The organism is Runella sp. (assembly GCF_965279615.1).
In the GTDB taxonomy this organism is placed as follows: domain Bacteria; phylum Bacteroidota; class Bacteroidia; order Cytophagales; family Spirosomataceae; genus Runella.
This window is the reverse complement of the sequence record NZ_OZ257252.1, coordinates 7,153,300-7,178,395: the sequence shown is the minus strand read 5'-3', so window position 1 is coordinate 7,178,395 and position 25,096 is coordinate 7,153,300. Positions and strand designations below refer to the sequence as shown.

16 protein-coding genes are annotated in these 25,096 nt (G+C 42.8%); 9 read left to right on the top strand and 7 right to left on the bottom strand.

Annotation, left to right across the window (positions count from 1 at the left end; all coding sequences use genetic code 11):
- Positions 1–344 precede the first annotated feature (344 nt).
- The 4 genes from ACQY73_RS30160 to ACQY73_RS30145 all read left to right on the top strand — a co-directional run bounded on the left by ACQY73_RS30160 (position 345) and on the right by ACQY73_RS30145 (position 7,703).
- Entirely contained in the window at positions 345–3,716 is a 3,372-nt protein-coding gene (locus ACQY73_RS30160) for a hypothetical protein (protein ID WP_428657891.1), read from the top strand.
- A gap of 18 nt (positions 3,717–3,734) precedes the next feature.
- On the top strand, positions 3,735–4,772 hold the full coding sequence (locus tag ACQY73_RS30155; RefSeq protein ID WP_428657890.1) for a T9SS type A sorting domain-containing protein: 1,038 nt from the start codon (positions 3,735–3,737) through the stop codon (positions 4,770–4,772).
- Between the two features lie 323 nt (positions 4,773–5,095).
- Complete coding sequence (locus ACQY73_RS30150) at positions 5,096–7,027, top strand: asparagine synthase-related protein (protein ID WP_428657889.1); 1,932 nt, start codon at positions 5,096–5,098, stop codon at positions 7,025–7,027.
- On the top strand, positions 7,020–7,703 hold the full coding sequence (locus tag ACQY73_RS30145) for a hypothetical protein (protein WP_428657888.1): 684 nt from the start codon (positions 7,020–7,022) through the stop codon (positions 7,701–7,703). Before ACQY73_RS30150 ends, ACQY73_RS30145 begins: the two co-directional genes overlap by 8 nt.
- 6 nt (positions 7,704–7,709) lie before the next feature.
- Here the strand turns inward: ACQY73_RS30145 and ACQY73_RS30140 are convergent, their stop codons facing one another.
- The gene (locus tag ACQY73_RS30140; protein WP_428657887.1) at positions 7,710–10,967 is read right to left on the bottom strand and encodes a C25 family cysteine peptidase; all 3,258 of its coding nucleotides are present in this window, start codon (positions 10,965–10,967) and stop codon (positions 7,710–7,712) included.
- A 291-nt stretch (positions 10,968–11,258) separates the two neighbouring features.
- On the opposite strand from ACQY73_RS30140, the gene ACQY73_RS30135 reads away from it, so the two are divergent.
- On the top strand, positions 11,259–13,022 hold the full coding sequence (locus tag ACQY73_RS30135; protein ID WP_428657886.1) for an ABC transporter ATP-binding protein: 1,764 nt from the start codon (positions 11,259–11,261) through the stop codon (positions 13,020–13,022).
- 56 nt (positions 13,023–13,078) lie between these two features.
- Here ACQY73_RS30135 and ACQY73_RS30130 read toward each other — a convergent pair whose 3' ends face one another.
- A complete protein-coding gene (locus ACQY73_RS30130; protein WP_428657885.1) occupies positions 13,079–14,290 on the bottom strand; it encodes a saccharopine dehydrogenase family protein in 1,212 nt (403 codons plus the stop codon).
- A gap of 166 nt (positions 14,291–14,456) precedes the next feature.
- Between ACQY73_RS30130 and ACQY73_RS30125 the strand changes: the two genes are divergently transcribed.
- From ACQY73_RS30125 to ACQY73_RS30110, 4 genes are all read left to right on the top strand, one after another.
- Positions 14,457–14,930, top strand: coding sequence for a DUF456 domain-containing protein (locus ACQY73_RS30125; protein ID WP_428657884.1), 474 nt, complete (start codon positions 14,457–14,459; stop codon positions 14,928–14,930).
- Between the two features lie 238 nt (positions 14,931–15,168).
- Positions 15,169–17,565 (top strand): TonB-dependent receptor, encoded by a 2,397-nt coding sequence (locus tag ACQY73_RS30120; RefSeq protein WP_428657883.1) that lies wholly within the window; start codon positions 15,169–15,171, stop codon positions 17,563–17,565.
- A 92-nt stretch (positions 17,566–17,657) separates the two neighbouring features.
- Complete coding sequence (locus ACQY73_RS30115) at positions 17,658–18,041, top strand: VOC family protein (RefSeq protein WP_428657882.1); 384 nt, start codon at positions 17,658–17,660, stop codon at positions 18,039–18,041.
- On the top strand, positions 18,034–19,272 hold the full coding sequence (locus tag ACQY73_RS30110) for a voltage-gated chloride channel family protein (protein ID WP_428657881.1): 1,239 nt from the start codon (positions 18,034–18,036) through the stop codon (positions 19,270–19,272). Before ACQY73_RS30115 ends, ACQY73_RS30110 begins: the two co-directional genes overlap by 8 nt.
- 75 nt (positions 19,273–19,347) lie before the next feature.
- Here ACQY73_RS30110 and cysC read toward each other — a convergent pair whose 3' ends face one another.
- The 5 genes from cysC to ACQY73_RS30085 all read right to left on the bottom strand — a co-directional run bounded on the left by cysC (position 19,348) and on the right by ACQY73_RS30085 (position 24,927).
- Positions 19,348–19,974: an adenylyl-sulfate kinase gene (gene cysC, locus ACQY73_RS30105; protein ID WP_428657880.1), complete on the bottom strand. Its 627-nt coding sequence runs from the start codon at positions 19,972–19,974 to the stop codon at positions 19,348–19,350.
- Between the two features lie 420 nt (positions 19,975–20,394).
- Positions 20,395–21,267, bottom strand: coding sequence for a DUF4249 family protein (locus ACQY73_RS30100; protein WP_428657879.1), 873 nt, complete (start codon positions 21,265–21,267; stop codon positions 20,395–20,397).
- A 37-nt stretch (positions 21,268–21,304) separates the two neighbouring features.
- Positions 21,305–24,067, bottom strand: a complete 2,763-nt coding sequence (locus ACQY73_RS30095; RefSeq protein ID WP_428657878.1) for a carboxypeptidase-like regulatory domain-containing protein — start codon at positions 24,065–24,067, stop codon at positions 21,305–21,307.
- Between the two features lie 13 nt (positions 24,068–24,080).
- Entirely contained in the window at positions 24,081–24,344 is a 264-nt protein-coding gene (locus ACQY73_RS30090) for a hypothetical protein (protein WP_428657877.1), read from the bottom strand.
- A gap of 100 nt (positions 24,345–24,444) precedes the next feature.
- A complete protein-coding gene (locus ACQY73_RS30085; RefSeq protein ID WP_428657876.1) occupies positions 24,445–24,927 on the bottom strand; it encodes a hypothetical protein in 483 nt (160 codons plus the stop codon).
- Positions 24,928–25,096: the final 169 nt, after the last annotated feature.

Here is a 25,096-nt window from a genome sequence, read left to right as displayed (position 1 = left end):
AGGAAAATCATTTCAAAATTTCTATTTTTTTTACCGTTAAATCATTTTTTTTAAAACTGTTAATATGCCTGATAGTAAAAAAACAAAAAACATATACCCATCAGCCAAAATAGTATTTTTATACCATAATATATGATTTTTTTCGCTTTTTTTAAAATTACATTATGCACATATTTTATATAAAATAAAAAGCAAATCACATGTCAAACATCTGTTTTCAGAGCAGAAAACCAAAAAAAATTAGTTGTATTTAACTATTTGATTTACTTGATTTGAGAGAGTTACTCACGCTATTGAGCCAAAAATCACCATTTTTTGAGGTAAAACCACTTAAATTTCTATCCATGAAAAACTTTACTTCATTGCTATCCGCAAGGATATTCTACACGTTATGTTTGGGTTCTTTTTTCCTATCGGCAACCCTACTTTCTTCAGGTTCATTTGCCCAAAACGGTTCTCCGTGTTATAAACCTATTATAGGCCCCGGGACGAGTGCAACCGCAGTTGGCACAGGAGTTACTATTGGCTTTTCAGCCGGCAATGGAATCAACAATCTGACCAATGGCAACACAGGAGACTTTGCCGAAATCAATAACCTGGCAGCTCTGGTGGCTACACAGGGCGTCAGTGTTGCCAATGCCAATGTAACGTATCCTGCGGGCTGGCATGCAGGATATGTGGTCCAACTCAGTGATGCAGGATTACTTAACGCAGATGTTCTGGGAGGTATTCGTATAGAAACTTACAACAATGGTTCGTTTGTGGAAGGAAGTGACTTCAACAGCGGCTTGGGGGTTACCTTGCTTGCAGGTGGTTCACCCGATAAACTTTATATTAATTTCAAAACAACCGCAGTATTTGATGAGGTTCGTATTATAAAAGGAACCGTTGTAAATGCCGCAGTAGGATCTTCCAATCTTAGAATTTATTACGCGACGGCCTTTGATCCTGCCTGCGGTACGTTGGATAACAACGGTATTTGTTATGACCAAATCGCAGGAAATCAAACCATCGTAAATTTTAATGCAGGGCTCTTAAATGCCTTAGCCACATTAACTAACCCCGGAAACATTACGGATGGGAATAAAGAAACCTATGCCTCGCTCGTTTTGCCCGGCGGAACTGATTTAGCCTCTACAACGCCTTATGTAGGCGTAAAAAGTCTGCAAACCATCTATCCTTCAGGCAATAAAGCAGGATTTATTGTGCAAAAAGATAATGGTCTGTTATCGGCCGACCTTATTAATGTACTTAGTATCCGAACGTATCTGCATGGTGAATTACAAGATAGCCAACCCGCATCCACTACAGGATTATTAAGTGCAAATGTGCTTGCCGGAGCAAATCCCTTACAGGAATTATCCATTACCACTACAAAACCCTTCAATGAGGTTCGTTTGGTTGCAACAGGTGTTTTAGCTGCCAATTTAGGCACTTTGAGGATCTACTATGCCTTTGAGAGTCCGGCTACCTGCAACGATTGTAAAAAAGCTCTGAGAAGCAATGCCGCCCAACCTTATACAGGAGCATTGGTAGATAGAGACAGAGACCCGGGTTTGGGCGTTCACAATACGACTGCCGTTTATGGACTTACAGTAGGAACTTTAGTCAATGAAGGCAATCTTGTTAATTCAGATACTACTGATTTTGCCCGTTTCGCGGCAGTAACCGGCTTATTGAACGGAGGGGTCCGTATGACAGTAAAACGAACCGGAACAGGAACGGCTAATGACTATCCATCGGGTACAGTAGCAGGCTTCGCCGTAAAAAGTGGAAGTGGGATACTGGCGGCAGGTTTATTACAGGGTATCACTATTCGGTTATACAAAGATGATGCGGAAAATGCCGTTCAAACTATTACAGGAGCTTCATTAGTCAATTTGGGACTATTGAGCACCGGTGATGTCAATTTTATCGGAGGAAAATCCACTACGGCCTTTGACGAAATGGAGATAGACTTCGATCTGGGTGCAATATCAGTAGGTCTACCTATTACTTTCGACGTCTATTATGCCTATGTCCAGTTGGATACAGATAATGATGGTACCCCCGATTGCATTGATTATTGCGCCGGTGACGATGCCATCGACTCTGACGGAGATGGAACACCTGACGCCTGCGATAATTGCAGCACGGCCAATCAAAAATCAGCCAGCATAGATACGGATGGGGATGGTCTGTTTAACAACTGTGATACAGACAGCGACAATGACGGTATTCCTGATGCCATCGAAGATACGGATACCGACGGCGATCCTAACGACAATGATGCCGACGGAGACGGTATTCCAAACTATCTTGACTTAGACAGTGATAATGACGGCATTACAGATTTGCAGGAATCCGGCGTAGCAATTGGAGGTGGCGACGCTAACAATAATGGCGCATTTGATGCTGCTGTTCACACTACTACCAATACGCCAAAAGATACCGATGGCGACGGCGTTCCTGATTACCTTGATCTTGATGCAGACAATGACTCTATTTTTGATCTTTATGAGGGTGGCGGAACCGGCTATACAGATGCTAACTCAGATGGTGTAGTAGATGGTCCCGATGCTGATAATGACGGTATTCAGGACAGCGCAGACGCGAATGATGCCTCCTTTGGATTCCCTGCTGCCAATACACCAAAAGACACGGATGGCGATGGTGTTGCTGACTACCGTGATCTGGACACCGATAATGACGGTATCAATGATATTGTTGAAGGAGGAAAAGTAGGAGTGCTGGATGCAAACAACGACGGAATTGTCGATGGTGCTGATGCTGACGGAGACGGTATCCGCGACAGTGCCGACAGCGATGATGTAGTCTTTGGCTCGCCGGGCGGTTCACAACCTCTCAACAGTGATAACGACCCTATCGCTGACTACCGTGATTTGGACAGTGATAATGACTCTGTAAGTGATCTCGTAGAAAGTGGGCAAACAGGTTATGCGGATGCTGATGACGATGGTGTAGTGGATAGCAGTTCCGATACTGATGGTGACGGTATTCAAAACAGTGTTGATGGCAATACGGGAGCATTCGGCGATTCAGGAAGTCCGGCTCCTAAAAATACCGACTCTGCAAATGACAATATCCCTGATTATCGTGATACTGACAGTGATAATGATACTACTCTTGATATTGATGAGAATGGCCGTGGCGGTCTCGACACAAATGATGACGGTATGGTTGACAGTCCAAGCGATCCTGACGGAGATGGTATTGCCAACAACGATGGTCTTGACTTCAAACCCAATAATTTCGGTGGATTGGGAACCAGTGCTCCTGACCTTACCCCGGTCATTGCGGTTGATGGTGGCACATTGAACCAAAACGAAGAAAGAGAAGTCGTGATCAAGATCATCAACAATGGCGACAAAGTAACAAGCGGTCCTGTTGTCTTTACCATTACGAAAATAGCCCCCACTTTCAGTATTTCAATAAACTCAACCGCCACCAGCTCGGTCGTTACCGGTAATACTGTCGTGGCCAACGATGAGTGGACATTTACCGAACAGGCTTCACGCTATTTAGTAACACTTAAGGATGGATTCTCTATTCTTCCGGGAAGTGCTAACGCCAAGAAAATTGTCATCAAACTAACTACTACCGGTACGAAGAGTTCGCAGGCGAACCTAACGGTACGTATAGAAGAGGGCACAGGTGGCGGTGAAACGCCGGTTGACAACGACATCGTTACGTTCAAATTCAGTATTAACTTATAACAATTAATAGATTAGATTATGAAAAAAGCACTTTTAAACGCACTTTCATTGGCACTACTGCTCGGCTCTCTGAGTTTGACTAATAAGGCCTTTGCCATTGACCCTGCTATTGATGCATTTTCAATAAGCCCGAACCCCATTCAGGTTTCGCAACCGGGAACCGCCATTGTCGCTTTCAGTGTTGGGGGAACAGGTACTATCCCTGCCGGCAATGTGCAGGTACAAGTCTCGTTTCCAACCTCTTACCTGCCCAATCCACAGAATGCCTCAGCAGTGGTAAATTCAGCAGGAGGAGCATTGTTCTCTTGGACCTATAATGCAGGAACCCGCACCTTGACCGGAACCAGTACCGGAGTTCTCAACCCGGGCGATGGAGGCCAGATCACCATCAATATTGCAGGTGCCGTTGTTACAGCCGGATCTACTGATAATGCTACCGCCAACCTCCTTTTTCCTAACGGAGCACTTTCAGCCAACAATACCGGAAATGATGGCCTTACTGCCGGTACGGTAGTGATCGCGGCCAATCCGGTAACCCTTGCCAGTTTTAATGCCGTTAAAGAAGGGCAATCAGCTGTTTTGAGCTGGAGTACGACCGAAGAAACCAATAGTGAACGTTTCGATATCGAACACAGCCTTAATGCTAAAAATTGGCAGAAAATAGGCGTTGTACTTTCAAAAGGTGAAAGCGAAGCCTTGGAAAGATACCTGTTTACAGATACCAATCCGGCCAATGGAACTAACTTTTATCGACTTCGTATGGTAGATCGCGACGGTACCTCTGCGTATACACGCGCTAAGAGTCTTGAATTTGATATTAAAGTCGAAACAGCGCTCTACCCCAATCCGGTAGCCGACAGGTTATTAATTAAAGCGCAGGATATGACAAAAATCAAAAGTGTAAGTTTGCTGAATTTACAGGGAAAAGTGGTGCTTGAATCAAGTATTGTTCCTACCAACGGCCTTGATGTAATAAACCTGCCAACAGGACTTTACGTGGTACAGGTTGTTAATGTCAATGGAAGCGTCAACTCGTTTAAAGTAATGAAGAATTAATGCCCATTGTTCTTTACAACCGTTTCAATCAAGTTTTCCACTGAAATTTACACTGACAATGAAAGCGAAATCTACAAACATATACAACGCTCCAAAAAGAGCATACGCTACTCCCAAGCTGAAAAAAATAGGGAGCTTACAGAAATTAACGCAAAAAGGAGGTTCTCAGGCAGATATCCTGTCTCCTTATACTCCTTAGGATACTTGATTTTGAGAAATGCTTACCAAAGCCACTTTGATGTCAATCCCACGACATTAAAGTGGCTTTTTAGTTTACCGAAAAATCTGTACTATTAGCGATCAATTATCTGACGAACCCTACGGTGAAATATCCATCTCAATTTTCAGGAATATTTTATTTTGATTCCGAGCTTGCCCAAAGGGAATTGGGAAACCATAACGGTGATGAAGCCCGGCATTTTGAAGAAGGCAGAATAGACGTAAATTCATCTTCGGTGGCAGTTACGCCCGAATATGCAGTTATGGCCTTGCTGGGCAAAAAAAATCGGGAAGCCCTGGGCAGTTATTTCCCTCAAAAACAGGAAAATAATGCAGCACTGATTCGTCAGGCATTTATTCGTTGGGGAACCGAACTTACAAAGTTTTTGTCCGGAGAATTCAGTATTGTGATTTGGGAAAGGCCGAGCCGAAAACTATGGGTTATCCGTGATCGCTTCGGTTTCCTCCCTTTCTACTATATTTTCCAACCCGATGGCTTCTTTTGCTTTTCTGACCGCATCGCTTCTTTGTCCAAATTCAGGAAAGATATTACCAATATTGATATTCAAAAACTCAAATCATACCTTGTTCCGCCGCCTTCCTATCAGTCTTTTAATGAACGCACTTTTTATCGAAATGTAAAAGCAGCCTTGCCCGGGCATGTGTTACATACAGAAGGAAAAACCATTTTACATCAACTATATTGGAAAATACATCCGGCTCAACACCGTAATCTGAAAGAAGATGAGACCATTCGCTTGTTCAAAGAATTGTTTTTTTCCTCCATTGAAAGTCGCATTGATGGGTTTAACAGCATTGGCACCCATTTGAGCGGCGGACTGGATTCTTCTTCCATTGCCTGTGTTACAAATCAATTTCGTGAATCTATCTCTACTTTTTACGTCAATCCGGGACTTGAATCAACCGATGAAACTTTCTTCGTGGATTCGGTTGTAAAAAAGATTCATTCGCGTCATTTCGAGGTAAGTCCCCGTAAGAACATGTACGAAGCTATCAGCCAACTCACGGCCATGTTCGACCGTCCGGATCATTTTACCACTGCTTCGAGTTTTCTTTTGGCAGGCGCCGATCAAGCCAAAGCCATCGGTTGTGATTTGATGCTTACCGGCCACGATGGAGATTCGGTGGTAGGGCACGGAAATCAACTTTTGGATACGTATTGGAACTCACAAGATTGGCCAAATTTAAAATGGGCACTACGGGCGTATGCTACTGTGCGTGACCTACGAACCATCGACAGCGATTGGCTTCTGCTGACACCTGATGAACAACAAAAGCGCTACCATGAATACTTTTTCAATAAAGAAGTATGGAAGGTGCTCAAAAAGAAAAATATACCAAAGTTCATTCAAACATCCGAGCGCATAAGGCACGAATTTGGATTTTCATACCCTGCATTTTTTCGTTTTGCGTTTGAAAATGTTGTATCAAAATTTCAGAGTCGACCCATTGGTTCTATTTTAACAAACGAAGCATTGAGCTACCCTAATGAGGTCGAAACCAATGCTAACGCGCTCTACCAAAATATAGAAGATGAATACCTGTTTCAGTTCAGAGCCATTACCAATCAATCTTATACAGATGCCATCGAACAAATGTACCACATGGGTTTGCAATATGGGCATCAGTATGCGCATCCTTTTTTTGATGAAAGATTGGTTGAATTATCGCTTGCGATTCCGGAAAAAATGAAATTCGGCGATGGAATGGGCCGAGACACTATTCGGCGGGCGTTAAAAGGAATTTTACCCGAAGAAGTGCGCACGCGAGGCTTTAAAACGAGTTTTAATGAATATGGTTTGCTGTCATTCAAGAATCTGTACAATCAAACCCAAGACATTTTCACCAAAGATCATGTACTTTGGAATTGGGTGGATTATGCAACATTCTCAAAATTGAAGGACCTCATTTTCAACCCTAAGATCCCTGTTTTCAATAAATTAAAATATAGTAATTTAGCAAATAGAGTCTTATATTTGGGCATATGGCTAGATCAATTGAACGACCGTGAATAATACTGTTTTCATACTTATAGGATTACTGCTTTTGGTTGGATGTACCGATTCAGCAACGTCTCCCAAAGAATCCGAATACCGTTATTTCCCTTTAGAAGCGGGGCGTTTTATAGAATATGAAGTTCAGGAAGCTTCTTATGCGGTGGGTAAAAAACCCGTTATATCTACCTATTTTTTAAAAGACGTGTGCGGAGTGGCACTGAGGGGCTTCAATAGTCAGATGCAATATCAAATCAAACGTTATCGTCGGGCTAATGCACAGCAAAATTGGTCGGCTGATTCGGCTTTTACAGCTTATCTCCTCCCCGACCGCGCCGTAAAGGTTGAAAACAATCGACCATTCGTTAAAATAATTTTTCCGCTTTACGAAGGACTTACCTGGAATGGGAATCAATATAACACTTTGCCGGCGCAAACTTACGAGGCGCATTTTACGAAAGAACCTATTACGCTCAATACACTTTCTTTTCCGGAGAGCTTGAATATTATTCAGCAGAACGATTCAAGCCTTGTCACTTTAGTGAGATTTACGGAACGCTATGCACCCAACATAGGACTTATTTATAAAGAAAGTACGGCCTTGGAATATTGTCAAAACACTAATTGTTTGGGGCAGGGAATCATTGAATCAGGAACCCGAAAAATCCTGAAAATAGTAGCTCATGGCAAAGAATAGCGAACCTTATTGAACGATAAACTTCCCGGTAATTATCTTTTCTCCAATCCTCAATCGATACGTGTATACACCCGGTTGCGGGTCTTGCCAATACACTTCGTTTTCACCCACCTGCGGAATCAATATCAGCTCCTTTATCAGTTTTCCTTCAATGTTGAAAATCGTCACCGAACCTACCGGAGTCAATGGCTCATACAATGTATAAATGAACTTTGCATAATAGCTTGTGGGGTTGGGCGCCACGATGACCGTAAGAGGCTTCGCCTCTTTATCGACTCTGAACCGAATCTGATAAGGTGCTCCCGCCGAATTTCCGTTGATATCTTTTCCCCGAACCAAGAGTTCATATTCTCCTGCCTGAAGCAAACCGAGGGAATAGGATACTTTAAGCTCGCCAAGGACTGTCAAATAATAATTAATCTGTTTACCATACGGGATTAATTTGAAAGCACAGGTCTCGCAGGATTTCAGGTATGCCTGAACCAAATTTGTATCTGCTTCAAGCGGATTGTCATCTCTCAGAAGCACCCCAACGCCCGGCGTTGATGATACAATTGCCTCATTTTGAATTACTCTCCCGTCAATGGTAACTTCCATGGCAGGATTCAGGTGGTCGGACGCAGTATTTCCGGGATATACTGTTTGTTGTTTTATCTGCTCCCAAATAACCACAAGATATGTACTGTTATTGCCTTCGTAAATCTCATCAATTTGCCGGGCCGGGTCCAAAAAAACTTCTATCAGTTCGATGCCTGCAGTATTCCTGAAACGAAAAAACAGCGTATCACTTTTAACTGGAGTCTTAACGGAATATGTCTTGGTTGATTTTGTTTCCTTGCTATCAGTGATAGTAAGCTCAATGGTAAGATTACCCGTTGGAAGAGTGACTTTTCCGGTATTTTTAACAATAACCCCAACGCTTATGGAATCTGATTGCGCAAACGGTTTTGAACTCTGCAGAAATATTCCTTTTTTCTCAACGGCATAATCCGGTTTGTTAATTTTAAACAACACAACCGCAGGATCTCCCAAAAGAATTAATTGATGAATATTGGCCATGTCATAGCTGTCCAAGGTTGTAGAACCGGAAACGGATGCAATATCATGACTGACTTTCTGTACTATTTCACCGATAGGTTTTCCCAACATGGTTTCCTGACCAAACATTGTTTTATAAAGCAATGTCAAATATTTTGCCGAGATGGTTGGGTAGCTCCAAAACGAATTGGAAAGTACTCCGATTGCCCCTTTACCGGGAGTCAGCAGCCAATCGGCCGCCAACGTTTCATAACGATAAAAAACATTCCCAACCCCACATCCATTGAAGTACATAAAAGGATATTTCCCTTTATTGGACAACTGGACGGCAGGATCAGAGGCGTAGCCTATGTTTACATCAGGTATGGTCGGCGAAGCATGCCCCATGAAGGTGATCATTCCCAAACCGTCGTTTACCTGCTTGGCAATGGAAACATTCTCAACCGGTTCATTCGTGCGCTTGGAAAAAACGTCAACCGACCCACCCAAATATGAATTTTTGGCCAGCGGCTCCAACGTCTCAAGAATATCTTTCAACTGCGTTATTTCTTCCGTTGATTTTCCGCCGCTCAAATGGAGAATATTTTTGGTCGTTAAGGTCGGAAGATTGCTCTCGAATTCCTTTATTTTATTTAAATAAGATAAAACCTGTTGGTCGGTAGCGGCGCTTATTCGTCCGGTCCTCAACGCAGGAGTATCCTTATTTTCCGTTCCCAAACCCGCCGATAAGAGCACATCTGAACCGGGATAGCCAAACGTTGGAATAAAGTCACGGTCTTGCCATGTTTTTAAGACATCCGGAAAACTGACCCCGTTTCCGATCAGTAGCAGGTATTTATCTTTTTTTCCGTCACTTAATTGATAACTGAGAAAATTGCGAATACCGATCGGGCCGCGCTCGCCATAATTAAATTGATCGTACAGTTGTTCAATGTCCGCAACAAGCACTTGGTAACTGCCTCCTTCTACCGATCTTCGGTAGAAAGCATAGGTCTGAGAAGCTTCCTGCAATGCTTTATGCGTAATGATCAAGTAATTAGCTCCGACAGTATAGGGATTAAAAATAACAGGTTTGATTGACGCAATCACCTGCGGCGACGTACTTACAAACAGGGTACGTTCACGAGCTGTGCCCGGCACCGATACCTGCCAGCGATTATTCACCAGGCGCGCTTCCAACGCCCGGGGCTCAAGTGGCTGAGTAACATCGTAAAAAAGAGGCGCATTGGACGCATTCAGTCCTTCAACAGCTACGGTTGACCGGTTGGCAGGGTTTGGCACTAAATAAAAGTACTTGGTGCTTTTGCCAATCATGTCAAAACGTTGAGGATAAATAACTTCGTAGCGAGTAAGCGAATACAATTCGTACTGATTATTTAGTTGCGATTTCATGCCAAACGTGAATTCATCATTGGCACGCAACTCCGCTTCCTGAATGGTAGCAGTGATCAAATTATGACCAAATCCGGTAAAGTTCAACGTAGCAAATTTGCGCTGCTCCACCATAAAATCTATCAAATGAAAAGAATCAAAACGACCATTGATCAATGCTTTCAGTTGAATGGGATAAGCAGAGGTTTTCACTCGCCCGGAAAGTGTGATAGTTACTTTGGCCAATGAATCACGCTGAATCATTTTACCCGTCCAGCACTCCCCGTTCTCATAATAGCTTTGCTGTAAATAGGGGACCAATCCATTGGTATTATTAAATGACCATTCGTCTCGGTATTCTTTCACCTGACGTTCAAGGTGAAACGTTTCTACGGGTGCATTGGAAGCCTGATATGCAACTTCTTCCAATCGTTTTCCCTTACGACTTGGGTCAATGGTCAAAAAATAATAGCTTTCATCATTGTATAAACTATAGTTGGTAGGCGGGCGGGCCGAATAGGGGCGATAGACCAAACTGTCTTGAACACCGGTATTTCCTTGGGTAAAAAATTCAATATAACTGCCGGTTACCAAAAAACCATTTTGAGTATTAGCTACTCTGATGGCAACTTCTTCTCCCCGATAATACAACGCTATGTTTTCGGCCAACACCGCAGTAGTGGGAACCCCGGCCCCGATCAATTGTTCAATGGGAATTCTGTATATGCCTTCCTGTTTTACGGTAATTTTAAAATAAGGCAATTTATAATTTATCCAGCTATTGGCATAAGGCCCCTGTCCCATTGACCGGTGTGCTACTGCAATTAAAAAGAGAGATAAAAATAGTATTCTCATATCTACACTGCTATGTCCTTTATCTTTTTCAATTGTTCTTCTGACTTCTGAACTTGCAGCAAGTTACTAAATATACGCCTTTTAAACTAACAAAAATCCAATGGTAAATTCGCAAAATACAGGAACGGCATCGTCCGGTATATCTCCAATGCGGATAAGTGTTCTTGGTATTTTACTAAAATCCGTCGGCTAAAGCGCAAAAAACAATAGACTGCGATTCCGGTCGGAAATTTTGTAACTTTCCTTTCCTTTTTGGTGTTAACAAATTTCAAAACCTCCTTTTGGCGCATCATGAACGAAGAAAAAAAAAGCGGGAAAATATTTGACTGGCCCACCCTTCGCCGTCTTTATACCTTCATTAAACCCTACCAAAAACAGTTTTATCTACTCATTGCTATCATTTTATTAAGTGCCGGATTGTCGCCCATAAGCCCTTTATTGATTCGCTATACTATTGATAATCAAATCGCAACGGGCGACTACAACGGTCTTGTGGTCATGTTACTGATCATGATCGGCATTCTGCTGGTTCAGGCTGTCATTCAATTTGCCAATACGTATTTAGCAGGTTGGCTTGGGCAAAATATCATTCGTGACATTCGGGTGCAGTTGTACGAAAAAATCATTGGTCTTCGTCTGAAATTTTTTGACAATACACCCATTGGTCGCTTAGTAACACGGACGGTTTCTGATGTAGAAACGCTTTCTGACGTATTCAGCGACGGAATGGCCGCCGTGGCAGGTGATATTTTGCAGTTGGTGTTGATCATCGGAGTAATGTTTTACACCGATTGGCGGCTCTCACTGATCAGTCTTGCTACCGTGCCTTTTATGTTGGTGAGTACATATATCTTCAAAGAAAAAATCAAAGATTCTTTCAACGAAGTCCGCACCGCTGTTTCCAACTTAAATTCATTTGTGCAGGAGCACATTACGGGGATGAATATTGTGCAGATATTCAGTGCTGAAAAGAGCGAATACCGTAAATTTGAGCGGATCAACACCGTTCATCGCGATGCCAATATCCGTTCTATCTGGTACTATTCGGTATATTATCCCGTAGCCGACGTTATTGCAGCGGCAGCAACAGGGCTGATCGTTTGGTACGGCGCTCGTGAGATCATGCACTACAATGTTACATTCGGAACCGTAACAGCCTTTATCATCTTTATAGGCCTGTTTTTCAGACCGATACGAATGCTCGCCGACCGTTTTAATACCCTTCAAATGGGTATTGTGAGTACCGACCGTATTCTCAAATTATTGGATAGTCATGAATTTACGGCCAATAATGGCTCCTATGCTCCTGATACCTTACGCGGAGAAGTCTCTTTCAAAAATGTTTGGTTTGCATATAATGAAGAGGAATATGTCTTAAAAGATATTTCGTTTGATGTAAAAGCGGGGGAAACTATTGCATTTGTGGGTGCAACCGGCGCCGGGAAATCATCGGTCATTAATCTATTGAGTCGTTTTTACGACATAAACAAAGGTGGAATTTTCGTTGATGGCACCGAAATACACGAGTATGAATTGGGGGCATTAAGACGCAACATCGGAGTGGTATTGCAAGACGTATTTTTGTTTTCAGACACAATTCACAATAACATAACGCTCGGCGATACATCCATCAGTCGCGCTCGAATCATCGAAGCGGCCCAATTGGTGGGAGCGCACGAATTTATCGAAAGACTTCCTGACGGTTACGATTACAATGTGATGGAGCGCGGCGCGACGCTTTCCGTGGGTCAACGCCAGTTAATTTCGTTCGTTCGGGCCTTAGTGCATGATCCTAAAATCATTGTCCTTGACGAAGCAACCTCATCGGTTGATACTGAAACCGAGGAATTAATTCAGAATGCCATTGAAAAATTGATGAAAGGCCGCACCGCCATCGTGATCGCGCACCGATTAAGCACCATTCAGAAAGCGAGCCAAATCATTGTGTTGGATAAAGGCGAGATTCAGGAAAAAGGAACGCACGACGAACTGTTGGAGCAAGGCGGCTTCTACGCCAATCTGTATCGAATGCAGTACAAAGAAGTGATCAGCTAGAAAAAAAGACATTCCAAGTTTTTGAAACTTGGAATGTCTCCTCTAAAGAAAACCTATTAATATTCGTGCGGAAGCGGTTGGTTGATTTGCTCGTTCCAAGGCAATCCGTGTTGGTTGAGCAAGTCCATGAACGGATCCGGATTCAGTTCTTCACAATTCCACACACCTGCTTTCATCCATTCCGAATTGGTCAGCATCAACATCGCGCCGATCATGGCCGGTACACCCGTAGTGTAGCTAACGGCCTGAGCTCTAACTTCTTTCCAGCACTGTGCGTGGTCGCAGTTGTTCCACACATAATACGTTTTATCTTCGCCGTCTTTGACTCCTTTGATCTGACAACCAATGGATGTTTGACCGGTATAATTTTCGCCCAATGATTCAGGAGGAGGCAACACAGCTTTCAAAAATTCTAAGGGCACGATATCCATTCCTTGAAATTTGATGGGTGCAATACTCGTCATTCCTACGTTTTGCAGAACTTCCAAGTGCGTCAGATACGCCTGCCCGAAGGTCATCCAGAAACGGGCACGTTTCAACGTTGGGAAGTTTTTTACCAACGATTCCAACTCTTCATGATACAATACATAACTTTCTTTAGGGCCGATTCCGGGATAATCAATCGGTTTATGAATACTCATGGCGGGAATCTCCACCCACGCACCATTTTCCCAATAACGGCCCGGCTGGGTGATCTCGCGAATGTTGATCTCAGGATTGAAATTGGTCGCAAAAGCTTTTCCGTGGTTTCCGGCATTGCAGTCAATAATATCGAGATAATGCATCTCATCGAATTGATGCTTATTGGCATAAGACGTAAAGACCTGCGTTACGCCCGGATCAAATCCACAACCTAACAAAGCCATCAAACCGGCTTCTTTAAAGCGTTCCTGATACGCCCATTGCCAGCTATATTCAAATTTAGCCACGTCTTTCGGCTCATAATTAGCGGTATCCATGTAATGAACTCCCGTTTCGAGACAGGCGTCCATAATGGTCAGGTCTTGGTAAGGCAAGGCCACATTGATCACCATTTTGGGCTGAAACGATTTGATGAGTACCACCAATTCAGCAACAATATCGGCGTCAACGGCGGCCGTTTTGATCGTTACACCGTGCATTGCCTGAATATCAAGGGCAATTTTATCGCATTTAGATTTTGTGCGACTTGCCAGCATGATGTCGGTAAATACGTGTGAGTTCATGGCACATTTGTGAGCCACTACACCTCCAACGCCTCCTGCTCCAATAATTAAGACTTTTGACATTTATGATTGTTGTGATTTATGATGAGCAATTGAGTAAACACAGGTTCACTCAAAAATTAGTGGGCAAAGATACGATTCATGTCCCTTTTTTATGTTATTTGAACATTAGATTTTAAAGTGCGAACAACCTTTTTGGTTTTCAATAAGACCTTTCCTACTCAATTCGATGGATATTTTACTACTCATTTTAGGCATTGCAGGATTATTGGTAGGTTTGGCAGGAGCAATATTGCCACTACCGGGACCGCCGTTGAGCTTTGTAGGTCTTTTGTGTTTGCATTTCAGTAGTTACGCCGAATTTGGTCAAATTACCCTATATACACTCGGTTTCATTACGTTGGTCGTTGCCGTATTGGATTATTATGTTCCGATTTGGGGGGTAAAAAAATTCGGTGGTACCAACTACGGAGCTTGGGGTTCAACCATTGGCCTTTTACTCGGATTCTTCGTTATACCTGCTTTAGGTATTTTTTTAGGTGCTTTTCTGGGCGCTTTGATTGGCGAACTCATCGGACGTATGGCTTTCGACAAAGCACTGAAAGCTGCCCTTGGCTCTTTTCTGGGATTCATAACGGGCATTTTCATGAAAGTGGTTCTGTGCCTGGTCATGATCGGCTACGCCATTGCCGCATTTTTGTAGAGACGCTTCATCCATTCTTTGATTAACTCAACTTCTTGTTTTTTTAGCTCCTTTATAGGGGTAGGGAATCTTTGCGTTGTCATATTCTCAAACAGCCACGAAAACAAATGCCTTTTACGTTCACACGCGCTCTTGAAAAATTAATTTAACTCATTAAAAATAACGCTTTTGCCTATCGCAGCTACTCCTGCGACCGGTTTCTTCTTGCCTAAATTTTCGTAAAATAAACGTTACAGTCATGCAAAACAATCAAAAACTCACCCTCTCAAATCGTAAGTTTCACGTCATTTTTTTTATCCATTTTCTCTTTCTCTTTTGTGTCTATTCAACTCATGCCCAAACCCTTACCCAAACCATTCGGGGTGTAATTTTAGATAAAAACATTCAAACGCCGATTGTGGGAGCCACGGTTATTTTGGTAGGTTCTGCTCCCATTAAAGGCACCATTACCGATGCCGAAGGCAGTTTTCAGCTAACACAGGTGCCGATAGGAAGACAAACGATTAAAATCACATCGATGGGCTACAAAGAAATGCTCATGAGCAATGTAGTGGTCAATGCCGGTAAAGAGTTGATTCTCAATGCCGGACTCGAAGAAGACATTACACAACTTTCCGAGATCACCGTTAAACCTACTCTGGAAAAAGACAAACCGCTCAATGAAATGGCAACGGTCAGCGCGCGCACCTTTTCAGTGGAAGAAACCCAACGCTACGCGGCGGCCATTAATGATCCTGCCCGCATGGCTACGGCCTACGCGGGGGTGATTGCCGCCGACGATGGAGGTAACAATATCGTTATCCGTGGCAATGCCCCTAACGGTCTTCTGTGGCGCATGGAAGGCATTGACATTCCTAATCCAAACCACTTTTCAAGTCTGGGGGCAGCAGGCGGCGGGGTTTCGATTTTGAGCGCTCAGGTACTGACCAATTCTGATTTTATGACCGGTGCTTTTCCCGCCGAATATGGCAATGCACTGTCGGGTGTATTTGACCTAAAACTCCGAAAAGGTAATAATCAAAAGCGCGAATACACTATTCAGGCGGGTTTATTGGGCCTTGATGTAGCGGCCGAAGGCCCTTTCTCAAAAAACTATAAAGGTTCTTACCTCATCAATTATCGGTATTCTACCCTTGAACTTCTCACTAAGCTGGGACTTCCGCTGGGAGATTTTGCTCAGCGTTTTCAGGATATTTCGTATAATATTTCGTTACCCACCAACAAACTCGGCAAATTCACGCTTTTTGGTTTCGGCGGCCTGAGCAACAGCATCGGAGAATCAAAAGCTGATTCTACTTTATGGAAAACCAATGGCGACAAACGTTTTGAAGAAAATTTTAAATCTAATACCGGCGCTTGGGGAGCTACGCATGCTATTAACCTGAATAAAAAAGCTTTTCTCAAAACCGTAATTCTTTATTCTGTTTATCAAAATGGATTTCACCAACAACGCTATACCAACGAATATACTTTAGAGCCTCGGTATGATGAAAGTTACATGTTGCGCAAACTGGCTGTTTCGAGCACATTTAATTATAAATTCAATCCGCAACTTGCATTACGCGCAGGTGCCATTTGGAGCCATCAATCGTACGACTTATTTCGTGAAGCTTGGAACAGTGACCTAAAAAAAATGGAGCGTGTTCTAGCCTCCAACGGACAAACCGGCACACTACAGGCATTTGCCCAATTCAATTATAAGTTGTCTGAAAAACTGACCGCTAACCTTGGCGTACATACGTTGGCGTTATTGCTCAATAACAGCCGCTCCGTTGAACCGCGCGGATCCATCAAGTGGGATCTGGCTTCGGGGCAATCTTTGGCGTTTGGTTATGGCATTCACAGTCAAATGCATCCGCTGTCTTTTTACCTTTATTCCAACAAACTCTTGGATGCAGACATCAATTATCCAAACATCAACATCGGTTTTACAAAAGCACAACACTTTGTCCTGTCTTACGACCGACTGCTCAATGAGCACACACGGTTAAAAATAGAAACCTATTATCAATCATTATACAACGTTCCGGTCAGTGCTGATAAGCGTAATGCTTTCTCTTTGCTCAATGCCACCGATGGCTTCGTAGAGCGGCGCTTAGCTAACAACGGCAAAGGGCGCAACTACGGCATAGAACTTACCCTGGAACGTTTTCTGCACAATAATTTTTATTACATGTTGAGCGGTTCGTTGTTTAAATCTGAATATATGGGTTCTGATGAACTATGGCGCAGTACCCGTTTTGACGGTGGGGCTGCCGGAAATTTTCTGATAGGAAAAGAATGGCTTACGGGTCGTAACAAAAACAATGTGTTGGGAGTCAATCTTAAAACAACCTACGTCGGCGGTTTTCGGGCAACGCCCATTGATTTAGCAGCATCCCACCAAAAAGGAGAAACGGTCACCATTGACAGTCAAACCAATTCACAGACTTTGGCGGCCTACTTTCGTTCGGATATTCGGGTAAGTTGGAAACGTAACCGAAGTGGCTTTACAAGTACACTATCTCTTGACATTCAAAATGTTACAAACAGAGAAAATATGTATGGCCACTATTATGATTCAAATTTAGATGCTATTCGAACAGCATACCAATTGCCACTTGTGCCGGTACTGAATTATCGTATTGAATTTTAATCCTCTTTCGCTCCATCAAAAGCAGTCGATTCACCAAGGAGTCGGCTGTTTTTTTGTATTTTTCGCATTCATATTTTTTCACTCCGATTGGCATGAAAATTACTCGCCTCACTCCTATGCTCTACACGACCGACTTAACAGGCACGGTCAATTTTTATACCCAAACGCTTGGATTTACCTGCGACGCGTTTCAAGAGTCATGGGGTTGGGCTTCCGTCAAATTAGACGATATTCAAATCATGTTATCGTTGCCCAATGCCCATGTGTCTTTCGAAAAAACTATTTTTACAGGATCTTTTTATTTTACAACGCTTACAGTTGACATACTTTGGGAACAGATCAAGGATAAAGTCAATGTTTGTTACCCGATTGCAACCTTTGACTACGGCATGAGAGAGTTCGCTATTTACGACAACAACGGCTATCTGCTCCAGTTCGGGCAGGAATCCAGCCCAAATGAGGGAACGAATGACTAAAATCAATCCGTCTTTCTATTCAAAAATACAACAGTTACGTACACTTACTTTTGTTGGTAAATGGCTCATTTTGTCATTGATCGTAGGTGTTTTAGCGGGGTCGGCCTCAGCTTTTTTTCTGGTTTCCTTACATTGGGTGACCGATTGGCGAGAAGCACATCCTTGGATCATTTGGTTGCTGCCTATCGGTGGGTTTATTGTAGGCGCTTCCTATCATTATTTTGGACAAGAGGTTGTGAAAGGGAACAATCAATTGATTGAAGAATTTCACAGCCCGAAGCAAATCATTCCACTCAAAATGGCACCTTTGGTGCTTTTCGGTACACTCGTTACGCATTTGTTTGGAGGTTCGGCGGGCCGGGAAGGAACGGCGGTGCAAATGGGCGGTGCCATTGCCGATCAGTTTAGCCGGCTTTTTAAACTATCGCCTCAAGACCGCAGAATTATCTTGATCATTGGAATAAGTGCCGGTTTTTCGTCCGTTTTCGGAACGCCGCTGGCGGGTACCGTTTTTGCCCTGGAAGTGCTTATTGTAGGACGTATGCGTTACGAAGCTCTTTTACCAAGTCTACTTACTGCACTCATCGCCGATTATACATGCCACGCCTGGAAAGTAGCCCATACGCATTATACCATTCCATATGTACCGACCATGCATGTTGATACATTGTTATGGAGTATTTTGGCAGGAATTCTGTTTGGATTGACCGCGCTTGCTTTTTCCAAAACGGTGCATTTTTTTGGTAATTTTTTCAAAAACAATGTTGCCTACCCACCTCTGCGGCCTGTCATTGGCGGCGTAGTGATTGGATTAGCAGTTTGGGCATCAGGAACAACCAAATACATTGGGCTAGGTGTCCCCACAATTATTGATTCTTTTCAAGAAGAGTTGCCGGTGTACGATTTTCTTCTGAAGCTCCTTTTTACCACATTTACCTTAGGAGCAGGCTTTAAAGGCGGAGAAGTTACGCCATTATTTTTTATCGGTGCCGCGCTTGGCAATGCTTTGGCGCTGTTTATACCCTTACCAATGGCACTTTTGGCAGGAATGGGATTTGTAGCGGTCTTTTCGGGCGCTACAAATACCCCTATTGCCTGTACGTTGATGGGAATTGAACTTTTTGGCGCCGATTGCGGTGTCTTTATTGGACTGGCCTGCATTGTTGCGTACCTTTTTTCCGGGCATTCAGGAATTTACAGTTCGCAATTAGTCGATGGTTCCAAGTATTAATTAATATTGATTATTATTACTTTTATCTGTCTACTTATTGCTTATTCGGAATAAACCTAAAATACACCTTTATAGTCAGTGGAAATTAAAAGGTTTCGCAGGTCTTTTTTTATTGAGCGGCAAAATTTGAGGTAAAATATAGTGAAAGAGTTTTTCTTTAGCCTGTTCAAGATTCATTAAATCAGTCTGAATTTCGAAGGTATTTTGCGAAGACGGCGGTTCATAAATGTCACTGATTCCTGTAAAATTTTTAATAACTCCATTGCGGGCTTTTTGATATAGTCCTTTAGGATCCCGCTTTTCACACGTATCCAATGATGCATTGATATACACCTCAATAAAATCATTCTCTCCAATAATTTCCCGCGCATTTTTTCGCATCAGCTCGTGCGGACAGATAGTAGCAACAATCGAAATAATGCCATTTTGGACGAATAATTTAGCCACTTCGGCAACCCTTCGACTATTTTCGAAACGATCTTCAACGCTGAATCCCAAATTACTGTTGATTCCGTTACGCAAAGCATCCCCATCCAGAATGGTGCAGAGATAGCCTTCTTCACATAACATTTGCTCTAAAGCATTGGCGAGCGTCGTTTTTCCCGCGCCCGAAAGTCCTGTAAACCAAATGACTTTGGCCTGTTGACCGAAAAGCCTTGCTTTTGCAGCCCTTGTGGTAAGTTTAGGTAGTGTGGAGAACATAATATCCGAATATATTACTACGTCAAGAACGTGCTTAAATACGTTTTATCGCGCGCAACTTTTAGAATACAATTGCAATTATATAAATAAAATCTAAAAAAAAACAGTAATAATTTATCAATATTTAACCGAGTTTAGAACTGACAAATATTAGTATACCAATAAGCTGTTATTTTTTTTATTGATATAATATTCTTCGGTATATTATATCAATAAAAGCGAAATGGTACATTTCATAAATGGTTATCAGGTCCGCTTGATTATGTATTTGCTATATTGAAAATCATCAAAATATGTACCGGAATTTACATTCTTCCTGACTACTCTCCACCATCGTATTATTTTTTTTGATCATTCTCCATATATAGACGCACTTTTTAAATAAAGTAACACTCTGTTTTCTTTTTTTTACAAAAAACATCAATTCCGATATACTGTAAAAATCAGCGTATCAGCATTTACCCCTGTAAAAATTCCCAATCCGTTAGTAATTGCGGTGGGGGGGGTGCTGATATTCTGAGTTGTTGTACCTGCCGATTTATACAGGGCCGCATAGTCCGGATTGAGTCGATACAACACCGCATAATGTTTCCCGAAATACTGAAACGATTGTGGCTGTACATCTGTTGTAAGCGCCGTTGTAGGCTCGTTATTAAAGCGTCGATTAATAAATCGAAACGGATTGGTTCCTGTCGTATCCGTCGGTAAGATCACAATGGATTCAGGATTGGCCTCCGTATTAATAAAGGCTAAAAAATGATACTCGCCTTTGGGGTTATCCCACGTGGCTACAATGGGTGTTCGATCTTCCTGAAAACCGCCGGGTCCTCCAAATCCGCCGGTACCGCTGCTCAAATTTATTTGTGTGCGATTAACAAAATTCTTACTCAATTTAAAACCTGTGGGCCGTGTAGGAATTTCAGTAATAGCCGATACAGGCAGGCCATTGTAAGTAAAATCCAGCGTATAGGTCAATCCGAATTTTACTACTTCAGTGCTTTTGGATGTATAAACTCCTTGTCCTACTGATTGAAGTGTAAATACACTTCCGTCGCTTACCTTTACCTTAATGGTTTGGCCATCAATCGGTTTGGCCACCGAATCGGATGCATCCGCTGATTCCGAATATCCTATTACGGTCATAAGGGTTAAACTTATGGGTTTACCGGGAGCCAAAAATGCTTCCACTACGGGCTTTTGATTTGAACTGATGACGGTATTTGTTTCCGTACAACTCCCTAAAAACCATACACTTACCAGTAGAGATACAACTATTTTTATATATGCTTTCATTGTTTTTTCAATTTATAAACCAGAGATAACGATACGATCAATGTAATTTCCAGCTAAAGGTTACGTTGGGCGTAAAGCCTAAGTAATTGACATTGGTGGTTTGAAGTACGCTTTCATCGCCTTGGGTAATGACTTCAAAACGCTTGTACCAGACATTTTTGCGGTTATAAAGATTAAATACCGACAACCCGATGCTCCCCCACCGCGCATTGTACGTAGCAGAAATATCCAAACGATTGTAAGAAGGAAAACGACTGGCATTTTTGTCGGAAGGCATCGTAAATGACCGAATCGAACCATCCAAGAGCGTAATTTGGTACGCCCCAACAATAGACGTATACGGCCGGCCCGAAGATATAATTTGAGTAAGGGCAAAATCAATGTTTCTCCAACGATACGAACCGATAAACTTAAATTGGTGCCGCACATCCTGGTCAGAATGATACGGGCGATCAGAGAAAATTGTCACATCGCGCACGGCTTCTGAAAGGGTGTATCCTATCCAGCCATTGAATTTTCCGAATTTGCGCTGAATCAACACATCCACTCCACGTACTGTTTCGTCGCCGTTAAAAAACGTTTCCTGTACGCTCAGTCCCTGACGGATCTGGGGGACAAAACGCAGTGTGTATTCAGTAATACCTACGTTGTTTTTTTGGTACATTTCCACATCCACCAGGTATTCTTTGAATTCGTAGCTTCCGCCTAAGATCAGGTGATTGGATTTTGTTACCGGCAATGCATTACCATCGGCCAATAGCCAGTAGCTGCGGTTACCCTGCGTTAAGTCTTCACGGTTGATCTGTTTGGCAAACTGATAGTAAGTTCCCAAAGCCATTTTAAGTTTTACCCGCTCATTCAAGGCATACGTTGCGCTCAGTCTTGGCTCTATGTACCATTTCTTGGTTACATCAAAATAGTTGGCTCGAATGCCCGGTTTGATCAATAATTTGGTATCCAATAAACGAATCTGGTCTTGTAAGTAAAAAGAAGAAATGGTGCCTTTATCGTTCTTACTCAACACATTCACCGTATCGTTTTGAACATAGTTATAGTGGATGGTATTGGAAGTGGCATGTACCCCAAACTCCAATTGGTTGTGTGGAGTAAGTTTATACTCAAAATCTATTTTCGCCGTAAAATCCTTTAGATCATTGGTTTCCACCTGACCGATGTTCACATTACGGGTAGTCGCTGCGCTGGTATCGGTGGCAGGAATGGTATTGGTAACCGCCCGTGTGTTATCCCGATTGCTGTAAAAATTGGAGTAACTTACCAACATATTGCTGTAAAGCTTATCATTCCAACGCCGCGACCATTTAAAACTGCTTCCCAAGTTTCCCCATGCCGATACATCATTGGTTGCGGTGGAAGCTCCAAAAATTCCCTGTCGACCAAAATTGAAGGAAGATGCCGAGGAATTATCCATCTTGTCGGTCCCGTTATAAAGGCTCCAGGTCACGATGTCTTTCTTCGTCAGATTCCAGGTCAGTTTGGCATTCAAGTCATAAAAATAAGATTTCGCCGTTTGGTTTTGGGTGGCATTATTCCCAAAACGTCCGCCGCCCGGCGGCCTGCCGCCAAAGCCCGGCTGCGATACATTTGTCTGCCGCTCTGACGTAAATGTGCTGAATATTTTTTCGTACAATGCTCCCTGATATGACCGGCGCGCTGCGATCAATAATGTTGTCTTTTTATTAAGAGGCGTCTCGATGAAGCCGTTTACGCTCAGCAAACTCAGGTCGGCACCCATGTTGAATTGCTTCTTATTGCCTTCCTTTCCCGTGATCTCGGCCACAGCCGAGATCCTGCCGCCAAACTTGGCGTCAAAACCACCCTTGTATAACTGTATGTCTTTGAGGGCATTGTAATTGAATGCCGAGAAGAAGCCAAACAAGTGATCAACGTGGTAAACCGTAAAACCATCATACAATACAAGCGTCTGATCCGGCGTACCGCCCCGCACGTATAAACCTGAAGAAGACTCGTTGGAAGCACTCACGCCCGGCATCAACTGAAACGCTCTGAATGGGTCTCTCTCTCCGATGTTTGGAAGTTTTGCCAAATTTTTAGGCGTCATTTTAATCATCCCGACAATCTCATTGGCTTTCAACACCTCGGTTTTCTCGCCCATTACCATGACTTCTTCCAACTCCTGTTCGCCGGGTTCGATCTCAATAGTGAAATTCTGCAAAGGTGTTTTGGGCGAAAGGTGTACCGTTGCCGTTTTGTATCCTACATAACTGACCATAATGGTGACAGTATCGGAGGGAACCTTCAAAAGGGAATAATAACCGTCTACGTTGGTCTGTACACCTATTTTACTACCCAGAACGGTTACGGTTGCAAAAGGCATGCTTTCATTGGTTTTGCGTTCCACCACCTTGCCGGTCAGCGTAAAGTCTGAGCGCGTTGGTTCTCCCCGAAATCGGGTATCAAATTCTTTCCGGGCATTTTTCAGGGTTTCGGTGGCCGTTTTCGCGACGATCTGAATAATGTTGGCATCATCAATGTAAAACGTCAGCTCTTTGGTTTCTTTCAACGCTCCTTTTAGCCCATCCAACAGTTTGGTATTATCAAACCAATACGAGACACGGTATTTTTTTAACAGTTCCGGATCGTGCCCAATTTTGACTTTGTACTTCTTTTGCAGATCTGCAATGATCTCATTTAAAGGCCTGTTGTTGTAAAATTCATCTTTGATGATCGTTTCATCAGGTGGCGCGACAGGTGTCGTTGCGGTTTGGGCGCGGCAAAACAGCCCAGCCATCACAAGGAAGATAGGTAGTATTTTTCTCATAGGTGGTTATTTATCAGACGGATACCGCCATTTCAGGGAGATGGCTATTTTCTTTATGCTGTATTATTTCAGGAACAACAAATTTATTTTTATCTAATTTATGCCATAAACGCGCCAAAAGAGGCGGCTTATGGCATACTTGGCATATATCTATCCCGACAGTATCATCAAGGCTGCTGAACGATACAGGGCTTTTACTTTTTTCAACAACGGTATGCGCATTGGCCACTTCTTTATGGTCATAGCAGCGTTGGCAATGTTGACAGTTAATATTCATGGTTGGATAATTTTAATTCTATTTACCCATACGTAGCTAAAAAAAAAGTGTGGCAAAAAGAATCAATTGTATCGACGCAGAGCCTAAATGTGTCGACAGATTATTGCTTTTTGGTCGCTGCTATTTTTACAGTAACCTGAATCGTATTTCCTGAATCATCGGTGTCAGGGTAGGTTTCTTCGAGCGTTAAGGTACTGTTTCCAATTTGACCTACGTGGATTCCATCGCTCAACATTTCATAATCTCCATTTCCGAGTGATTTAAGCTCGATACTATCGTACGTATCGTTGTAGGTCTGCATGGTACCGGTACTGTCTCGCTGAGAGATACTGAGTACTAACGTGAGCATATTTGACGCTTTTTTGGCAACGTCAAACGAGATCGCCACATTATCTTTGATCACTGAATTGGTAAGATCAAGACTCTGAGCTACGCCATTAATGGATTCTGAATACGCCGTTCCGCTGTAAGAGCCTATGACCAGATCGGCGGGCTCCGGGTCTACTTCATTTTTGGTACAGCCTGAGAGTACGAGAGTTAGCGCCAATGCGCTGATTGCCAGAAAATTTGTAAGGTTTCTCATTCTAATAAGTGATTAGTTGGTGTGTAATAAAAAAATTAAAAGAACTTTAAAGGCTTTTAACCTTTGGTGTAAACAGGTATTGATTTTTAAGTTAAACTACAAACGTTGAGTATAGTTTCTCTTCAAAAAATACTGAATGATAAGATAGTATACATGAAAAGTGAGGGTT

Excerpts from the sequence above, each read along its gene's own strand:
- ACQY73_RS30135 (WP_428657886.1), top strand. The coding sequence starts at position 11,259 with ATGAACGAAGAAAAAAAAAGCGGGAAAATATTTGACTGGCCCACCCTT.
- ACQY73_RS30130 (WP_428657885.1), bottom strand. The coding sequence starts at position 14,290 with ATGTCAAAAGTCTTAATTATTGGAGCAGGAGGCGTTGGAGGTGTAGTG.
- ACQY73_RS30100 (WP_428657879.1), bottom strand. The coding sequence starts at position 21,267 with ATGAAAGCATATATAAAAATAGTTGTATCTCTACTGGTAAGTGTATGG.
- ACQY73_RS30125 (WP_428657884.1), top strand. The coding sequence starts at position 14,457 with ATGGATATTTTACTACTCATTTTAGGCATTGCAGGATTATTGGTAGGT.
- ACQY73_RS30090 (WP_428657877.1), bottom strand. The coding sequence starts at position 24,344 with ATGAATATTAACTGTCAACATTGCCAACGCTGCTATGACCATAAAGAA.
- cysC (WP_428657880.1), bottom strand. The coding sequence starts at position 19,974 with ATGTTCTCCACACTACCTAAACTTACCACAAGGGCTGCAAAAGCAAGG.
- ACQY73_RS30095 (WP_428657878.1), bottom strand. The coding sequence starts at position 24,067 with ATGAGAAAAATACTACCTATCTTCCTTGTGATGGCTGGGCTGTTTTGC.
- ACQY73_RS30110 (WP_428657881.1), top strand. The coding sequence starts at position 18,034 with ATGACTAAAATCAATCCGTCTTTCTATTCAAAAATACAACAGTTACGT.
- ACQY73_RS30160 (WP_428657891.1), top strand. The coding sequence starts at position 345 with ATGAAAAACTTTACTTCATTGCTATCCGCAAGGATATTCTACACGTTA.
- ACQY73_RS30115 (WP_428657882.1), top strand. The coding sequence starts at position 17,658 with ATGAAAATTACTCGCCTCACTCCTATGCTCTACACGACCGACTTAACA.
- ACQY73_RS30140 (WP_428657887.1), bottom strand. The coding sequence starts at position 10,967 with ATGAGAATACTATTTTTATCTCTCTTTTTAATTGCAGTAGCACACCGG.
- ACQY73_RS30120 (WP_428657883.1), top strand. The coding sequence starts at position 15,169 with ATGCAAAACAATCAAAAACTCACCCTCTCAAATCGTAAGTTTCACGTC.
- ACQY73_RS30085 (WP_428657876.1), bottom strand. The coding sequence starts at position 24,927 with ATGAGAAACCTTACAAATTTTCTGGCAATCAGCGCATTGGCGCTAACT.
- ACQY73_RS30155 (WP_428657890.1), top strand. The coding sequence starts at position 3,735 with ATGAAAAAAGCACTTTTAAACGCACTTTCATTGGCACTACTGCTCGGC.